Source organism: Clostridioides sp. GD02367 (genome assembly GCF_045900275.1).
Classification (GTDB): domain Bacteria; phylum Bacillota; class Clostridia; order Peptostreptococcales; family Peptostreptococcaceae; genus Clostridioides; species Clostridioides difficile_A.
Genome location: NZ_JBJODK010000002.1, coordinates 120,860 through 138,394, shown reverse-complemented (window position 1 = coordinate 138,394; position 17,535 = coordinate 120,860). Strand labels below are relative to the sequence as shown.

Sequence of the window (17,535 nt, the reverse complement as noted above, 5' to 3'; positions counted from 1 at the left end):
AAAAACAAATTATTTGTCTAAAATCATCAAATCTTTAGGGAATTTAGTAAGTCTTTCTGGTCCGTTTTTGGTAATCAGAACAGTATCTTCTATTCTAACTCCACCCCATCCAGGGAAATAAATACCTGGTTCCATTGTTATTATACATCCTTCTTCTATAGTTTTATCACCATAATTACCAATGAAAGGCTCTTCATGAACATCTCTACCAACTCCATGCCCTATACCTTGATAATAATAATCTTCATATTTTTTAACAACTTTTCTTATTTCAGCATCTGGAATTGTAGCATGTACACCAACTTTCATGTTTTCAACACCTACATGTTGTGCTTCTTTAACCAAATTATATACCTCTAATTGCTTTTCAGAAGCTTCTCCAACTATAAAAGTTCTAGTTGTATCAGATATATAACCATTATACATAGCTCCATAGTCTATAAGTACAAAATCTCCTTTTTCTATGACCTTATCACTAGGTTTACCATGAAGTAATGAAGTCTTTGCACCTGATATTAATATAGTCTCAAAACCTATATTTTGTGCTCCATTCATCTTCATAAAATACTCCAATTTTGTAGCCAATTCAATTTCACTAACTCCAGCTTTTATATGTGGAATCAATTCTTCTAATGCCTTATCTGCTATCTCACATGCTTTTCTTGTATTCTTGATTTCTTCTTCATCTTTTACATATCTTAATGTCTCTACAATATTTTCTGTAGGTATTAATTCTCCATTATCTTTCTCAATCAGATTTTTAAGTTCCTCGTATTTATCAAACACTATATTAGTTCTTTCAAATCCAAGTTTCTTTATACCTACTTTGTCACACACGCTTTTTACTGCTTTTGCCACACTTCTGTCAAAGTTATGCCAATTTATAATTTCAAAACCTTCGCAAACATTTTCTGCAAGTTCCATATATCTACTATCAGTAACTAAGAAATTACCATCTTTACAAATCACTGCATATGCTTCCTCATCAGGAAAACCACTTATATAATTTACATTAGTCTTCTTTGTTAAATATAGTGCATCAAGACCTTTGGATTCCAATAATTCAACTACTTTTTTTACTTTGCTCATGATTTTGCCTCCAAATAATAAATTTTACCTCAGTTATATTATATCATTAATTAGTGTTCTTTTTTATCTAATAGATACTTTATTTCTAAAATTTTTTCATATCTTTCTAACTTTATTTTAAGATTTCATTAGTTTTATCTAAGATATATTCATAAGTTTTGTCAATACTTATGAGGAATTTTTTTCATTATATATGTGGATTAACCAAAATTTAGTACTTACAAAAACCTCGTTCCTTATGACTATATTGAAAATGAATGTTTTTTGGTTATGAAATCGCTCATAAATAGAGTGTTTATGTTGATAATTCAAATTTTTATATGAAAATTTTAAGTAAAATAGTTACAAATATAATTATAAGAAAGATAAGGAATTATTACAATATTTACCGTTTTTCAATTAATATCTGAAGTAGATTTTATATATTAATATCCTTTGATATTTTAAATCCAATGTTATAAGCTTTTTTTAATACTTTAGGATTATTTTCAATTGAATTTTTTTCAAATGCTTTAGTAGCAATTATAGTTTTATAATGATTTAAACCCATTCCTTTAAGATGCTTACTTGTATATCTAAAATATCTTTTAAAAAATATTGATAAAGGTGCTGCTTGAGTATAAACCATGATTATTTTTTTATTTCCAAATCTAGGTATATGTTTACCTTTATCTATTGTTGTAAGTGGATAAAGTCTATCTAATAATAACTTGGTTTGAGCTGATACCTGACATATATAAACTGGCGAACCTATAATTACATACTCAGCTTTTTTTATATCTTCATATACTTGAATCATATCATCTTTAAGTGAACATGAATAATTTTTTCTACAATATAAACATCCTTGGCAACCTTTTATATTCATATCATTTAAGTAATACTTTTTTACATCAACATTATTTTTGTTTGCTCCTTTAATTATTTCATTAATTATTGTATCTACATTACCATTTTTCCTTGGGCTTCCTACAAATGCTACTATTTTAGACATTTTCAACTCTCCTATTTAATATATATTTGCTATATTAAGAAATATTTGCTCCAAATATTTTTCTTTTTCTTCATATCTTCAGTTTGAAAATTATTATAAAATATCGTATCTATTTTATTTATTGTATTTTCAGGTATTTTAATAACATTATCTAATTTTTTAGTGTTTGATACGAATCTAGTTCAATATTATATTACTAATTTACTGCTTATAAGCAAGATTAATAATTGTATAAAAAAGAGAAGTTGATATTTTAATTAGTACTATTCATTTTGATTCTTTTGGAAAGTAACAATATTTTATCTAATATTTCATTTATCACAAAGATAAATTCTTCATCACTTTTCCCTGTGGGGTCATTTATTCCCCAATCTTCTCTATATATACATGGAAGATATGGACATTCTACATTACACCCCATTGTAATAACAATATCAACTTCGGGTATGTCTTTTAATAACTTTGAATATTGCTCTTTTTCCATATCTATATTATAAATTTTTTTCATTAAACGTACAGCATCTTGATTTATTTGTGATTTCACCTCAGTACCTGCTGAATAACTTTCAAAAACATCTAAACCTAGTTTCTTTCCTAATGCTTCTGCTATTTGGCTTCGACAAGAGTTATGAACACAGATAAAAGCTACTTTGGGTTTATAGGCTACCATGTTTTTCCCTTTCTATAATTGATTTCACTTCATCAATTGTTAATACCTTACCATATGATACAACCTTGCCATTCATAACAAGTGCAGGAGTGCTCATTACTCCATAGCTAGCAATTTGAGTAAAATCAGTTATGTGCTCAATATTTAAATCTAAATTCATTTCTGAAATTGCTGTACGTGTTGCATTTTCTAAAGCGATACATTTTGCACAACCAGAGCCTAGAACCTTGATTCCATCTTCTTTCTTTGCCATTTCTGCATGTTCCATAGTTTCTGATGTACAATCTCCACTACAGCAACATGATTTTTTTTCTTCTTTTTTACCAAATAATTTCATCTTAATTTCCTCCTAGTTTTTATAATATTAAAAATGTATGCAAAACATTGAACAAATAACCAACCACGATAATACCAATTGTACAAATAGCTATAAATAAAGCCAGTAATTTTAGTTTTACAGCTTTTTTAAGCATAATCATAGATGGTAAACTTAATGTTGTTACAGCCATCATAAATGCAAGTACAGTTCCTAATTGTGCACCCTTAATTAACAATGCTTCTGCAACAGGTATTGTTCCAAAAATATCTGCATACATAGGAACACCAACCAATGTTGCTAAAATAACACCAAGCGGATTGTCACTACCTAGAATTGTTTCTATCCAAGTTTCTGGAATCCAGTTGTGAATTATAGCACCAATTCCTACACCTACTAAAATATAAGGGAATACTTTTTTAAATGTTTCACTAACTTGTTCTTTTGCATATTGAACTCTATCTTTTCGTGTCAAAGATGGTGAGTCAATATCTACATGACTTGCATTTTGTATAAAATCTTCAACATATTTTTCCATGTGCAATTTTTCGATAATAGTACCACCAATAACTGCAATTAATAGTCCAACTATCACATAGGCAATTGCAACTTTTGCACCAAATATACTCATAAGAAGTACAAGGCTACCTAAATCTACCATAGGGGATGAAATCAAGAAAGAAAAAGTAACTCCTAAAGGAAGCCCTGCACTTGTAAAACCTATAAAAAGTGGTATAGAAGAACATGAACAAAATGGAGTTACTGTCCCTAATAGAGCAGAAACAATATTTGCTCCAATACCATGAAAGCGACCCAAAATCTTCTTACTTCTTTCTGGTGGAAAATAACTTTGTATATAAGATATAATAAAAATCAAAATACATAAAAGTATAGTGATTTTTATAACATCATAAAAAAAGAATTGAACACTACCACCTAGTCGTGTAGTATTATCTAATCCTAAAAATGATAATGTGTTGCCAATAAGACTATTTAGCCATTTCATGCCAAGAATTTGGTCTTGAAAAAACAGTATGGCTATTTGTAATATTTCCAAAACAATTCCTCCATTCTATTTTTCATATCAATTTTATTTGATATGTTTTTTTTAATAAAAGCCATCTGTAGATGACTTTTATTTGCAAGATTCTGTATCTGTATTAGGTGTTGTGATTTCTAATAAACGCTTACTAGCATATTCACTGCCCTTTTTACTAAGGCTATAATGTGTCCATTTTCCATCTTGTCTTGGTGATACTATTCCTGATTCACACAATATTTTCATGTGATAAGATAGTGCAGATTGACCAATATTCATTTTATCAATTAAAACACAAGCACATTTTTCTCCACTCCTTAAAAGTTCGAGAATTAAAAGTCTTTTTTCATCACAAAGGGCTTTAAATATTTTTGCATCATCTTTATAGTTAATCATCATTTTTCACCTCTCATATCAAAATATTTTGATGTGTCTATCGGACTATATTAATATTGCTTTGTCAACAGTCACATCAATTTTATTTGATATGATTTATTGATTCTTTTTTGACTAAATGCTCTATACTTAAATAATTTTTCTTTATACATAAATCTTAATTAATATCCTCCACAACAAGATATCTTTTTATAGTCTAACTTCTAATTACTTTTTATAGAACTGTTTAAATTAAACAATTTATCAGAAAAAGACATCTTAGGGCTTTGTAAAAATAGTTTAAGAATAGATATATATTTCTTAGAAAAAATACAAAAATAAGGTTATGATTTTTAAAACCATAACCTTATAAATACTTAATTATCACTTAAAAAATAAATTTATATTCAAAGAGTACACATAAACATTTCCCAACTTATCAATTAGAAAATCACATCTTTTAATATACTCCTACCTATTTTGCAGTATATCCAGCTTTAGTTAAAGTTTCAACTGCTAAATCACCTTTAGCTTCATTTACTAAAACTATTGGACCTGTACAACCCATACCACTTTCAGCATAGATTCCATTTTTCCATAACTCAGATACTGCATCTTCTAAATCCATTATATCAACACCAGCTATTTGACGAGTAACAACCTCTTTATCTGGCATTTTAACTTCTACTTTTTCAGCTTTAACTTCTTTTTTAGTAAGAGAAGCTATAATATCATCAAATTTTGCTTTTTTAACTTTTTCAAATTCACTTCTTGCAACATTACTTATATCGCCCTTTACAACATCATAGGCGTATTTTAGTGCATTTGCTACTACTGGAGAACCTGATGCTCTTGATACTATAAGAACTCTTCTATCATAGTCTTCTCCAACCCCTGGACCATATCCAAAGCCTTGAGCCTCATAATCTCCACCTGTAGTATATGAAGAAAATACTTTCATAAATATATTTCCAGATAATGTATCAGTAACCATAACATCAGGTGCACCTACAAGTAAATCATTACCTCTCATTACACAGCCACCATCTGCTCTAATTGAATCAGCAAACTCCATGTCATATCCATTATCTTTTAATTCTTTTAAACATTTCTCAACTTGTCTTGCTCCATCTACATTAAGTATTCCAACCTTTGGGCATTTATTCCCAATTGATTTAGCTGTAGCAATACCATAAATAGCATTTCTCACCATTGCTTCTATTCTATTAGTAGCACTTGTTCCTGTTGTAGTTGCAAGTATCATTTCTTTTCCTTTGGCTGGAGTTATCACTCTACCTACTGTAGATACACCTATTGGAAAATTATAGTGCATAGTAACACAAGCATCAATGTATCCTGAATCTAATAATTCTTCCATTTTTGAATGCATTTCTTTTTCATCATTAACTTCAACTACTTCAAGGTCAGTTTCTACTTTTGGTCCAATAAGTACTATATCAAATAAATTAGATTTTGCTAATTGTGCACCATTAACCATGTTCTCTACACCATGTTCACTTCCAAGTGTAGTCACACCAATTTTTACTTTTTTGCCAAATTCGCCGCTTTCTATTGCATTAGCTACTTCTAAGAATACATCTGCGATTACTTTTTTTGACATATCCTCACCCCTATTCTTCTAACATGTCTAGTGCTAGTTTTTTCATAGATTCAGCTATTATCTTCTTAATTTCATCCTTAGAAATTCCTGAAGTCTCTTCAGTAATACCTGTATTTCTTTCAGCTATAAAAGATACTCCATCAAATAAGTTAGTCATTCTTCCTAAGAATAAACTACCTTTTCCAACTATCATAGCTCTATTTCTCTCACCTGTAGTTAAATCATCTATTAAAAATCCTATATAAGGAGCTCCTGATGGTATATGTCCTTGAGTTGGTGCCCATCCTGGTAATCCTTTATTAGAAACAAAGTCTTTTAACTCTTTCTTTTCTAAGTCTCCACGCTTAACAGCAAGTGCTCCTATCATTTTATAGTTTGCTTCTGGAACATCTCCTGCTCCTGCTGGCTTAGTTATATCTGGGTTTTGCATTTCAACAGAGTATACATCGACATCTGTTATTTTTAAATTAGCTCTATCAAGACCTGAAGTTATAAGTGCTGTCATAACTGCTTGAGGTGAAGAACCAGTTCCAACAGTATGCTTGCCTGTTAAATCAGTTCTTATAACTGGATTTATTCCATCATTTTCAGATACAAGTACTGCAAATCCTCCAACAACATCTTCAAGTACAGGAAGTCCTTTTTTAACATGGTCTTTAGCATTCATTCCAAGTTTAGCACTTGCTCCACCTGCTACTACCATTACATTCTTGTGTATTCCAGCTTTTACTAGAGCTGCAGCTTGAATTAATGCATGTGTTGGTGCTGCACAGAATCCTCTTGTGTCAGAACCAGTTGCATTTTGAAGTCCTGCTATCTCAGCTATTGATTTAGCAAAGTTTCCTCCACCTCTTTGGTTTATATCTCCACAAGCTTCTTCTGAACACTCAATAACATAATCTATTTCAGCAGGGTCTATTTTGCTATGTCTTAGCATTTGAATAGCAGATAAAACTCCAGATGCTTTTACTACTAAATTTTCAAACATTGTATGAGCATTTAGGTTAACATCTACATCATGTGCTCTTTTTACATAACCAATGAATTTTCCATTATGGTATAATCCTTCTGCTATGTGTGTTGCTACTAATTCTTTACCTTCTTCTATATCATCACCCTTTAATTTACCTACAAACGGAGCAATTTCAGGGTAGTTGTTTTCGATTTTTGGTTTTACTTCATCAATAAATTCTTGTGATAATTTTACTAAATCAAATGCATCACTTATTTGCATTAAAGCTATGAACTCATCTTGAGGCATTATTTCTCCAAATTTACCATTTCTATTTCCCTCAATCTTTTGTTCACACCATGGCATTGGTAAATCTCTTAATTCCTCTGGTCTTCTATTTCCTATATAAACTTGATTTGGCATGTAGTTAACTACATCTTCGTAACTTCTTATATGATTGCTTACTTCCTTTAAAAATTCTGAATCTGGATTTGTTGCTCTTTCAACTGTACAAGTACTTCCATTTTGCACTATCATATCTGGAGTATGAATAAGTACATAGCCTGCCCCTTTTAAAACTGGATAAGTCATTTTGTGCACCTCCATAAATTTTATGAACACTTATTTTTTAATTTAATTAAAGACTCTAATTGTTGTTATTTTTGTTTTGTTGTATATTTGATTCTATTATTGTTTATGTATTTTGGCATTTTTTAAGATTTCATGAATGAATAACTCCAATTTACCCATTCATGAAATCTATATTATTTTTTTGTGTATAGTTATTTTTTATTTTTAGTGTGTGTTTATATTTTTATCTATATAATATATGTGTGTGTTATTTTTATTTTTCAAATACTGTTTGACCATCTACTTCTGTAGTTAAAGCGTTTAATGCTTTTTCTACAAGGCCTCTTCTTAAGGCTTTTTCTTCTGTAGGGTCAAGCGCTGGATTTCCAAGTGGATGAGGTATTGCTATAGTTGGAACTATTCTATTAGCCCCTACTGTTAATGAAATAGGTACTACTGTACACATATGAACTACTGGAAGTCCAGTTTTTTCTATTTCTTTTACCATCGTTGCACCGCAACGAGTACAAGTACCTCATGTAGAAGTTAATATTACTGCATCTACACCATCAGCCACTAATGCTGCTCCAATTTCAGAAGCATATTTTTTTGAGTTTGCAACAGATGTACCATTACCTACAGTTGTGTAGAAAGTTTCATGTAATTTTCCAATCACACCTTCTTTTTCTAAATCTCTAAGAACATCAACAGGTAATACTCTATCTGCATCTAAATTTGCATACACTGGGTCATATCCACCATGTGCAGTTTCATAAGTCTCTTCTGTTAAATCCATAACTCCTGCTATAGAATAAGTTCCATATTTAGAAGCTGAAGAAGACTCTATTCTATCAGGGTTTCCTTTTGGAACTATACCACCTGAAGTAACTAAAGCTATTTTGCATTTTGATAAATCTTTTACAGCGTTACTTGGGTCAACTCTATCAAAGTTTGGCATTGGGTATTCAGTTTCAAATGGTTCACCTTTTATTTTCTTAACTAACATGTCAACAGCTCTCTTAGAACCTCTGTCTTCATGGAAATAATTAACTCTTATTCCTCTAGCTATGTATCCTTCATCTTTAGGAGTTCCAATTTCTTCTCCATTAGCAAGTTTTACTGCAAGCTTTGCTATTTTAGGAAGTGCTTTTCTCATACCTGCTGCAGAATCAGAAGTTTCTACTACATAAACTTCTTTTTTGAACATATCTGCACCTGGATTTTCAATATACATACCTGTTAGGGCTGGTATATTTAAAGCATCTTTTACAACTTTAGTTATTGTTCCAGCAGCAACTCCATATCTACCAGCATTAAATGCAGGACCAGCTATGAAAAGTTGTGGTTCAAAACCTTTTATCATTCCTAAAACTTCTTCACTTGCACTGTCTATATTTTCATTGAAGTAGCTATCTCCACATACTACTGTTCCAACTATTTCAATATCTTCACCTAATAATTTATCAAGTTGTAAACTTATTGGAGGTAAAGTTTCTGCCACATGTGGCTTAGTATCAGCTTTTTCTTCTCCACCTATACCAGCAAAGAACTGATTAATATAATGTACCGCTTTTAGTTTTCCCATCTCTTAGTTTCACCCCTTTTGCTTTTAGGCATTAAAATTTACAAAATTCTTCTCTTATACCAGACATTTCTTCTTCTATTTCTTCAACTTCTAAAACCATTTCCATCATACTTATTTGATCTTCATATACAGTTTCATCAAATAAAGCTTTCATTGGTTCTTCTACAACATGGTAAACACTTAATCCTAAAGCAACTCCAGCAAGTGGTCCAGCGAAAGTTGGATCCCCAGCAGTTACTGTTTCGGCTGCAAGACCTGCAGCTTCGGCTTCAGCAGCACCTAGTAAAATCACAACATTTTCAGCTCCGAATTTATCAGCAGCTTCTTTAACTCTGTTTTGATTTTCTAAGTCCATAGCCCCAGCAGCAGTTCAGACAAAGCATTCTGTAGATGAGAAAACAACCTCTGCTCCTTCTACTGTTTTTACACATTCTTCTATCGCAGGTCCTGGTATACCATCACGGTCACCTATTATAAGAACCTTTTTATTACTAAGTAAACTCATAATAATCCTCCTTATTATATTTCTAATATATTTTTTTATATCTATAACATTTATTATAATTTATCTATAATATGTTTAATTAACATTACTCAATCGTTTAATAAAATACTTCTTAATATCCTTTAGCAGTTAAATGACCAAATCCTGTTTCATTAGTTGCACCTGTTATAGCTTGTATTTCAACTTCAATAGTTCCATCAGCCTTTAAGCTTCCATCAGAACCACCAGCTATTACATCTACTACTTCTAAATGACCAATTACTTTATCTAATTTAGGAAGTACTACAACTTGGTTAGCATTTCCACCTGTTACAACAGCATCAGCTCTTACATCTGCATCTGCAAGTGATTGAGAACCTCCATCACGTCCAGCATATTCATCTGTAACTATAACAGTTTTTACACCTTGCATTTCTATCTTCTTACAGTTCATTATAAGGTCAGTATCTGGATTTCCAAAACCTTCTTGTGAAACTATAACTGCATCTAATCCTAAGTATTTACATAATTTAGAAGTCCAGTTTGAAGATCTTTCTTTGTCTGCTAGGTAAACATTTTCATTAGTTATAATTACACCTACAAAGTTTATATCTTTACCATGTCTTGCATATAAGTCTTCAACAACTCCATTGTTTATATGAACATAACTTGGGTTTTTGTCACACGCAGAAACACAGTTACCACTTACAATTGCTCCGTCCATTAATTCTGTTGGATATAATAAAGTTGGTACTATTTGTTTTGCATCCACTCCATATACATAAGTATCATGTAATAATCCTTGAGTTTGAAGCATGTAAACATATCCTACTTTTGGAAGTTCTGGATATTCTTTTATTGACTCAAGAAGAGGCTTAGTTTCATATACTGAAACTTCATCTGGAGTAAGATTTCTTGCTGCTTCTCCTAAATACATTGCTGCTTTAAATCCTATCATTCTAACAGCTTTTTCATGAGCATATTGTTTTAAACCATCAATAGGTTCAGCTATTACTACAACATTATTTAATTTAGAAAATGGAGTGTATTTAGCTCCTTCTCCAGTCATGTCTACTATACCTTCTTGGAAACCTACTATTTTTCCAGTAGTTACAACAGCTACACCTTTTAAAGCATGAGTTTTTCCTTCTCCTACAGTGTCAACTTTAGACATTATACCTGGGAATATTCCCCCATTACCTTCAACTTTTACTCTTGGCTCGATAACATCTTTTACAGGTGTTATTCTTACGCTTTCACCTGGACGAGCTAATTCTATATCTATAGATTTTATATGCTCATCTCCACCAATCTCTTGTAGCATCTCTTGCTTATTGATGAATAATACTCCATCTTTTACTTCTGTTACATCACCAAATTGAATATCTTTTATAAAGATTTTCCCTAATTCAAGACGCATACTTGCACCTCCTGTTATTTAATTTGTGTATATGCATTTGAGTTTTTCTCAAAATTATATCATTTTATAACTTTTATTAAAGATAATTTTATAATATAGTATTTTTATGTCTTAAATATTTGTTATATTATTAAAAAATATTTACTGTAAAAAAATTATTTTATTTAAAATTATTTTTTTAACAAACTTGAATATAAAAACCTCTTTTATCTTATTATCTTCAGACTAAAACATATTTTTACTTTATTGTTAATATTTCGCCAATATCTTAAAGATATTTTTTAATCATGTCTTCTATATTAGGAACTGTAGCATCATCTTTAGTAACTTCGTCTACTTTTTCCCCATCTTTGTATATAGCCATAGTTGGAAGACCTAATACTTTTTGTTTTATAGCTAATCTTCTAGCTTTTGTTGTATCCATCTTACAGAATTTTATTTTGTCCCCATAAGTCTCAGCTAATTTATGAACATCTGGCATTAAAGCTTTACAAGGCTCACAACCTTCACTCCAGAAATCAACAAATACAAAACCTTCTGCGTTTAAAACTTCTTCTTCAAATGTAGCCTTATCTAAATCTAACATTTTATTTTTCCCCCTTGAAATTTTTATTTTATTTTAAATATTATTTATTAAATTTAATTTACAGACTTTTAATTTCCAAACTTTTCATCAATGTATTTCTCAGCTACTATAGATGCAATTGCTCCATCATTAGTTGCAGTTACAACCTGTCTTAGAGTTTTAGATCTACAATCTCCTGCTGCAAATACACCTGGTATGTTAGTTTTCATGTCTTCATCAGTTATTATATAACCTTTTTCGTCCATATCAACTTTACCTTTGAATAAATCAGTTTGAGCATCTAATCCAACGAAAACAAATACTCCCATTGTTCCATCTTCTTCATCTGCAAAATATTCATGAGTTTCTCCAGTAATCTTGTTTTTAAATACTACTGACTCTAATATTCCATCACCTTTGATTTCTTCTATTACTGTATCTAATAAGAATTCTATCTTTGGATTAGCTTTTGCTTTTTCTTCAACACTCTTAGCACATCTAAATCCTTGTCTTCTATGTACAATTGTTACTTTTCTAGCAAATTTAGTTAAATACATTGCTTCTTCTAATGCACTATCTCCTCCACCTACAACAAACACTTCAAAGTCTTCAAAGAAATCTGCATCGCAAGTTGCACAATATGAAACTCCTTTACCAGTAAGTTCTTTTTCCCCTGGGCAACCAATTTTTCTTGGAGTTGCTCCTGTTCCTATTATTACTGCTTTAGCTCTATACTCTGCTTTTTGGCCTTTTAAAACTTTTATATCTCCATCTAGCTCAGTATCCACAATGTTATCTCTTAGAATTTCTGCTCCAAACTCTTTGCATTGTTCAACCATTCTAGCTATTAAACTTGGTCCTGTTGCATTTGGAACTGACCCTGGATAATTTGCAATTTCATGTGTTATTACAATTTGCCCACCAGTTTTGTCTTTTTCTAGGATTAGAGTATTCAACTTTGCTCTTGCCCCATAAAGCCCTGCTGCAAGCCCTGCTGGTCCTGAACCAATTATTACTAAGTCATATACATTTTCCATTTTGACTTATCCTCCCCAATTAGATTTCTCATTTTATTTAATATTAAATTAGATTTAATATTTAGGCTGCTTTAATAACTTTTTAACAATTTTTTTTATTCATACTGCATTCTTTGTATTGTATTATAAAATATATCATAATCAATTACTCTAAAGTCGTCTTGAACACTTTCTGTCCATTTTGGAGTCTTTTTATTATTCTGAAATTTACTTGCAGTGATGATTGCTTCTTCAATTAAGGTTAAAGAGTTTATATCCAAACGATTTCCTCTCTTTAGTATAATAGTTCTATAAGGTGTTTCATTTGGTTTTACACTCCCATAGAGTGGATGAGATAAAAGTTCATATCCTTCATGTATCAAATCTCTACTTGCTTCTAAGATACCAATATAAGTTGTGTCTTTAAACAAAACTTCTCTTTCTTGAACTTCTTCTCTTACTTTTGGATTATTTGTAATTATTATCATTTTTTTACTCTCTTTCAATCTTTTATTTATTACTTGATAAATAAAAAACATGAAAAACAAATCTCCCAATTTGTCTTCCCTGTTAAAATCATTTTCAGAGCCCCGTCCAAGTACAGTCATTTTTACCTGAGAATTTCATCTAATCTTTTGGGTAAATAGGATTAAATTTGTCCCTTCGGTCGCTTTTTATAAAGCAGTCTCCCATACTCTTCATCCGGATTATTAAGTTATCAGAAAATTGAAAATTAAGCAATTTATCCTTTGTTTTCTACAAATAGCTTTTTTCTATCTCTGTTGACTTAAGTATATAAACATTCTATAAAATTTGCAATAGTTTTTTTATATGTATTTTGTATACATTTTTACTTTTTTTTCCAAGTGTTGATATTGCATATTTCCTGTATTTTCTTTTTTTTTTAAGTACAAACCTTTTTTGGTTTACTTTCTCAAACTGATTAAAAATATAACTATTTGTGTATCATCCCTTTGTTTTTTACATATTCTTTAATTTTTCTTTTTTATATGGTAAAATTCTCATAATTTTTTATAATTTGCTATCATTTACTTCATCAAACCAAGATTTAACCTCCCTTATGATAGACTTAACACAGTCATTATCAAATGGTGAATGTAGATTTCCCACACTTACAATATCTAAAAATGATTTTGTTCCTCCAACTCTACAAATATTTATATAATCTTGCCATCCTGCATCTCTATCTTGAATCATTTTTTTCCAAAATTGTAATGCACAAAGTTGAGCTAGTACATAGTCTATATAATAAAATGGATTTTTAAATATATGACCTTGCTTAAACCACCAACACCCTCTATCTAAAAAAGAATTATTGTCATAGTTTCTATGAGGTAAGTATTTTTTCTCTAAATATCTCCATTTTTCTTTTCTTTTTGCTTTATCCTCATTAGGATTTTTATAAACATAATGCTGAAATTCATCAACAATTATTCCATAAGGTATAAATTTGACGGCTGTCGACAAGTGAGTAAATTTATATTTATCTGTATCTTCTTTAAAAAACAGATTCATCCATGGCCATGTTATAAATTCCATACTCATTGAATGAATTTCACAGCTGTCAAGTGTTGGAAAATTAATCTCTGGCATATCAATCCATCTAGACATGTATAACTGGAACGCATGTCCTGCTTCATGTGTTAATACATCTATGTCATCATAAGTTTGGTTGAAGTTAGAAAAAATGAATGGTGACTTGTAGTCTGGTATGTAGGTACAATAACCTCCAGCTCCTTTTCCTTTCTTTGTTTCTAAATCCATAAGTTCATTTTCCAGCATAAAATTAAAAAATTCCTCTGTTTCTTTTGAAAGTTCACTATACATCCTTTGCCCATTCTGAATTATGTACTTTGAATCACCTTTTAATCTTGCATTTCCTGTTAAAAATTCCACGTCTTCATCTATGTAACTTAAGTTTTCTAGACCAAGTCTTTTAGCTTGTTTTTTATAAAGCTCATTGGCCATTGGAACAACATATTTTAATACTTGCTTTCTAATATTTTCTACCATATCTTCTCTATAGTCACTTCTCATCATTCTGATATATCCAAGCTCTACAAAATCTTCAAAGCCTAATTTTTTAGATATCTTATCTCTAAGTTTAACTAATTTATCAAATATGTCATCAAATTTTGATTCGTTTTCTTCAAAAAAATTATAATATGCTTTGTTGGCCAATTCTCTTGTCTTCCTACAATTAGAGTACATAAACTTTCCCATACTAGATAAATTTCTTTCTTCTCCATCGAACATTATTTGTGCTGATGCTAAAAGTTTAGTATACTCTGAACACAATTTATTTTCTTCTTGCAATTCACTTATTATATCTTTAGAAAAACTTTTCAGAGAATAGTCTATTATTGTGAAAAATTGTTTTCCAAATTTTTTTATTAAATCACATTTAAACTTTGAATTTATTACAACATCATAAAAATAAGAATTTAACTCTTCATACAAAGGCAAATATTCATCCCAGTAATTTTTTTCCTCTTGATAGAATTTATTAAGTGTATCTATACTGTATCTTATTGATGCTATATTTGACAACGTTTCTATTTTATTTCTCAATAAATTAATCTTATGTATATTTTCTTGTTGTTCTTCATAGGTACAGGATTTTTTTATATCTTCTACACACTCCAAAAATTCTTTTTTTATACTATCATAATTGGGTCTTTCATACTTAAATTGTGAAAACTTCATTTAAAACGCTCCTTTGCAACTTTATTTTATATCTTTATATCATACTTTTATATCTTCGATATACATAGTTTTATATACTGCCTAAGTCTAATTTATAAATTATTATATATATTAAATATTCTTTACATTGTAATCACGTTGAATAATAACATATGATTGATATAATTACAATATTTTGTGATATAAAATCAACTACCATGTATATTATTAGAAAAACATTCATATAAAAACCGTAGCTTTTATAACAAATACTTCTATTTACATAATAATGCAAACGATAGCATTTTTATAATTGATACTTACAAAACAATTAAAAATCTACTTTTTAAATATACATATTATATAGATAATATTTTTATCAAAAAATTAATATTATTAAACTTTCTAAATTGCTTATCTCTTGGTATAATAGTATACAAAACTAATCATATTTTCCACTGAAATTTTGTTCAACACTAGTTGTGTCAACGTTTTCATAGGAAAATTGAGTATATAACTTACTGGAGGTTGATATGTACAAATTAATCGCATTAGATATTGATGGAACAATATTAAACACACAAAAAAGGATTACTCCTGAGGTCTTTGATTCTATTCAAGAAGCAAAAAAGGCTGGTGCCAAAGTTGTTATAACAACAGGCAGACCTCTTCCTGGTGTAAAAGCACTTCTAAATCAATTAAACTTAACAGATGAAGGTGATTATGTTATATGTTTTAATGGAGCCATTATTCAAGAAGTCAAGAGTGAAGAAATTATACATGATGTGGAAATGACTTTAGATGACTTTGATTTTATATATAATAACATTTGTAAAAAATATAATACCAAAATACACATAAATACAATGACCAATTTAATTACACCAAACGAAATTCCTGGTAAGTATACTCTTCATGAAGCTAAATTAAATGATATAGATGTTAAATATATACAAAAAGATAAAATTGATGAATCTATTAAAATCTGTAAAATTATGATAGTTGATGAACCAGAAAGATTAGAAGAAATTATACAACAGCTACCTAAAAATTTATTCAATAAATATACTATAGTAAGGTCTGCTCCTTTTTATCTAGAGTTTTTAGGTAAAACTACTAATAAAGGAACTGCCCTTAAGACATTGTGTACTAATTTAGATATTCCTATAGAAGAAGCTATTGCTGTTGGTGATGAAGAAAATGACCAACATATGATAAAGTATGCAGGTCTTGGTGTAGCTATGGGAAATGCACGTGATAGTATAAAAGAAATTGCTGATTATGTTACAGATACCAATAACGAAAATGGAGTTGCAAAGGTTATAAATAAATATATACTTAATAGAGCTATTTAAACATATAAAAAACTAAAAATACATCTTTAGCTTTAAATTCTATTTAATCTATATACTTGATAATAAAAGTATATAGATTAAATATTATCTAATATTTTTAGCTAAAGGTTGTTTTAGTTTTTCATATATGTATATCTAGAATAATACTTTTTGTTTCAATTTAAATATTTTATATGATTCTACTATTGCTTCATTAATATCTAAACAATATACATCATCGTCATCTGATAAACCAGATTCTTTTATCCAAGCATCAAAATCATTCTTCGTCCAGAAGAAATTCATTATATTTCAGCAACTTGCTGCCCAGTTTGAATATTTATCAAGATTTATATGAAGCACTCTTAAATGTGGGTTATTGACGTATTCAATTTTTTCGTTTTTTATAAATATTTCTATTTCTTTCCCTGTAACACTACACATAGAATTTATTCTTACATCTTGATTAAATGTGCAAGAAGTTCCTATAGCATCTATAGCACACATTGCACTAAAACTTCGCCCATCGCTCAAAGTTACTTTATGATTAGTTGGTAATGCTGATACAGGATATATAAAATTTATACTATCTTCATCAACAACCATTATATTTTTATCAATAAAATATTGTAATGTATTTTCTATATATTCCTTTTCTAACTTCAAATTTTTACTTATATATTCAGTCACTTCTTGAAGTGTAACACTAGAACCTTTTTCTATTATTACATCCATAATAGATAGTCTTATTTTTTGTTGTACGTCATCCAAACTATTGTATTTTTCTATCTGACTCATA

Annotated in this window: 17 protein-coding genes and 1 riboswitch; of the genes, 1 reads left to right on the top strand and 16 read right to left on the bottom strand. The window is 29.6% G+C overall.

Annotation, left to right across the window (positions count from 1 at the left end; translation table 11 throughout):
- Positions 1-9 precede the first annotated feature (9 nt).
- The 15 genes from Q3223_RS02660 to Q3223_RS02590 all read right to left on the bottom strand — a co-directional run bounded on the left by Q3223_RS02660 (position 10) and on the right by Q3223_RS02590 (position 15,423).
- A complete protein-coding gene (locus tag Q3223_RS02660; protein ID WP_054270947.1) occupies positions 10-1,089 on the bottom strand; it encodes a Xaa-Pro peptidase family protein in 1,080 nt (359 codons plus the stop codon).
- 418 nt (positions 1,090-1,507) lie between these two features.
- The gene (locus Q3223_RS02655; protein ID WP_054270948.1) at positions 1,508-2,083 is read right to left on the bottom strand and encodes a flavodoxin family protein; all 576 of its coding nucleotides are present in this window, start codon (positions 2,081-2,083) and stop codon (positions 1,508-1,510) included.
- Between the two features lie 253 nt (positions 2,084-2,336).
- The gene (locus tag Q3223_RS02650; protein ID WP_054270949.1) at positions 2,337-2,753 is read right to left on the bottom strand and encodes an arsenate reductase ArsC; all 417 of its coding nucleotides are present in this window, start codon (positions 2,751-2,753) and stop codon (positions 2,337-2,339) included.
- Positions 2,740-3,090 (bottom strand): thioredoxin family protein, encoded by a 351-nt coding sequence (locus tag Q3223_RS02645; protein ID WP_243192663.1) that lies wholly within the window; start codon positions 3,088-3,090, stop codon positions 2,740-2,742. Before Q3223_RS02645 ends, Q3223_RS02650 begins: the two co-directional genes overlap by 14 nt.
- A 19-nt stretch (positions 3,091-3,109) precedes the next feature.
- Positions 3,110-4,126: a permease gene (locus Q3223_RS02640; RefSeq protein ID WP_407811547.1), complete on the bottom strand. Its 1,017-nt coding sequence runs from the start codon at positions 4,124-4,126 to the stop codon at positions 3,110-3,112.
- Positions 4,127-4,204: 78 nt separating this feature from the next.
- Positions 4,205-4,507, bottom strand: coding sequence for an ArsR/SmtB family transcription factor (locus Q3223_RS02635; protein ID WP_407811546.1), 303 nt, complete (start codon positions 4,505-4,507; stop codon positions 4,205-4,207).
- A gap of 451 nt (positions 4,508-4,958) precedes the next feature.
- Positions 4,959-6,104 carry a glycine/sarcosine/betaine reductase complex component C subunit alpha gene (gene grdD / locus Q3223_RS02630; RefSeq protein ID WP_074178390.1) on the bottom strand — a complete coding sequence of 382 codons (1,146 nt, stop codon included), beginning with the start codon at positions 6,102-6,104 and terminating at the stop codon, positions 4,959-4,961.
- Between the two features lie 10 nt (positions 6,105-6,114).
- Positions 6,115-7,647 (bottom strand): glycine/sarcosine/betaine reductase complex component C subunit beta, encoded by a 1,533-nt coding sequence (gene grdC / locus Q3223_RS02625; RefSeq protein WP_054277120.1) that lies wholly within the window; start codon positions 7,645-7,647, stop codon positions 6,115-6,117.
- A gap of 253 nt (positions 7,648-7,900) precedes the next feature.
- On the bottom strand, positions 7,901-9,211 hold the full coding sequence (gene grdB / locus Q3223_RS02620; RefSeq protein WP_079739758.1) for a glycine reductase complex selenoprotein B: 1,311 nt from the start codon (positions 9,209-9,211) through the stop codon (positions 7,901-7,903).
- Between the two features lie 31 nt (positions 9,212-9,242).
- Positions 9,243-9,716 (bottom strand): glycine/sarcosine/betaine reductase complex selenoprotein A, encoded by a 474-nt coding sequence (gene grdA / locus Q3223_RS02615; protein ID WP_079739759.1) that lies wholly within the window; start codon positions 9,714-9,716, stop codon positions 9,243-9,245.
- Positions 9,717-9,828: 112 nt separating this feature from the next.
- The gene (locus tag Q3223_RS02610) at positions 9,829-11,115 is read right to left on the bottom strand and encodes a glycine/sarcosine/betaine reductase component B subunit (protein WP_054270955.1); all 1,287 of its coding nucleotides are present in this window, start codon (positions 11,113-11,115) and stop codon (positions 9,829-9,831) included.
- Between the two features lie 268 nt (positions 11,116-11,383).
- Positions 11,384-11,701 (bottom strand): thioredoxin TrxA, encoded by a 318-nt coding sequence (gene trxA / locus Q3223_RS02605; RefSeq protein ID WP_021385220.1) that lies wholly within the window; start codon positions 11,699-11,701, stop codon positions 11,384-11,386.
- A gap of 68 nt (positions 11,702-11,769) precedes the next feature.
- Positions 11,770-12,717, bottom strand: coding sequence for a thioredoxin-disulfide reductase (gene trxB, locus Q3223_RS02600; protein WP_021385149.1), 948 nt, complete (start codon positions 12,715-12,717; stop codon positions 11,770-11,772).
- A gap of 95 nt (positions 12,718-12,812) precedes the next feature.
- A complete protein-coding gene (locus Q3223_RS02595) occupies positions 12,813-13,235 on the bottom strand; it encodes a GrdX family protein (RefSeq protein ID WP_407811544.1) in 423 nt (140 codons plus the stop codon).
- Positions 13,236-13,287: 52 nt separating this feature from the next.
- Positions 13,288-13,398, bottom strand: a riboswitch (glycine riboswitch).
- Positions 13,399-13,728: 330 nt separating this feature from the next.
- Positions 13,729-15,423, bottom strand: a complete 1,695-nt coding sequence (locus Q3223_RS02590; RefSeq protein WP_223152843.1) for a M3 family oligoendopeptidase — start codon at positions 15,421-15,423, stop codon at positions 13,729-13,731.
- Positions 15,424-15,935: 512 nt separating this feature from the next.
- On the opposite strand from Q3223_RS02590, the gene yidA reads away from it, so the two are divergent.
- Positions 15,936-16,757 (top strand): sugar-phosphatase, encoded by an 822-nt coding sequence (gene yidA, locus Q3223_RS02585; RefSeq protein WP_223152842.1) that lies wholly within the window; start codon positions 15,936-15,938, stop codon positions 16,755-16,757.
- 135 nt (positions 16,758-16,892) lie between these two features.
- Here yidA and saoL read toward each other — a convergent pair whose 3' ends face one another.
- Positions 16,893-17,534, bottom strand: coding sequence for a MerB-like organometallic lyase SaoL (gene saoL / locus Q3223_RS02580; RefSeq protein WP_284959373.1), 642 nt, complete (start codon positions 17,532-17,534; stop codon positions 16,893-16,895).
- Position 17,535: the final 1 nt, after the last annotated feature.

Coding starts and splice junctions, on each gene's coding strand:
- Q3223_RS02660 (WP_054270947.1), bottom strand. CDS start 1,089: ATGAGCAAAGTAAAAAAAGTAGTTGAATTATTGGAATCCAAAGGTCTT.
- Q3223_RS02595 (WP_407811544.1), bottom strand. CDS start 13,235: ATGTTTTTTATTTATCAAGTAATAAATAAAAGATTGAAAGAGAGTAAA.
- Q3223_RS02590 (WP_223152843.1), bottom strand. CDS start 15,423: ATGAAGTTTTCACAATTTAAGTATGAAAGACCCAATTATGATAGTATA.
- Q3223_RS02645 (WP_243192663.1), bottom strand. CDS start 3,090: ATGAAATTATTTGGTAAAAAAGAAGAAAAAAAATCATGTTGCTGTAGT.
- grdC (WP_054277120.1), bottom strand. CDS start 7,647: ATGACTTATCCAGTTTTAAAAGGGGCAGGCTATGTACTTATTCATACT.
- Q3223_RS02650 (WP_054270949.1), bottom strand. CDS start 2,753: ATGGTAGCCTATAAACCCAAAGTAGCTTTTATCTGTGTTCATAACTCT.
- yidA (WP_223152842.1), top strand. CDS start 15,936: ATGTACAAATTAATCGCATTAGATATTGATGGAACAATATTAAACACA.
- Q3223_RS02655 (WP_054270948.1), bottom strand. CDS start 2,083: ATGTCTAAAATAGTAGCATTTGTAGGAAGCCCAAGGAAAAATGGTAAT.
- Q3223_RS02610 (WP_054270955.1), bottom strand. CDS start 11,115: ATGCGTCTTGAATTAGGGAAAATCTTTATAAAAGATATTCAATTTGGT.
- trxA (WP_021385220.1), bottom strand. CDS start 11,701: ATGTTAGATTTAGATAAGGCTACATTTGAAGAAGAAGTTTTAAACGCA.
- grdD (WP_074178390.1), bottom strand. CDS start 6,104: ATGTCAAAAAAAGTAATCGCAGATGTATTCTTAGAAGTAGCTAATGCA.
- trxB (WP_021385149.1), bottom strand. CDS start 12,717: ATGGAAAATGTATATGACTTAGTAATAATTGGTTCAGGACCAGCAGGG.
- Q3223_RS02635 (WP_407811546.1), bottom strand. CDS start 4,507: ATGATGATTAACTATAAAGATGATGCAAAAATATTTAAAGCCCTTTGT.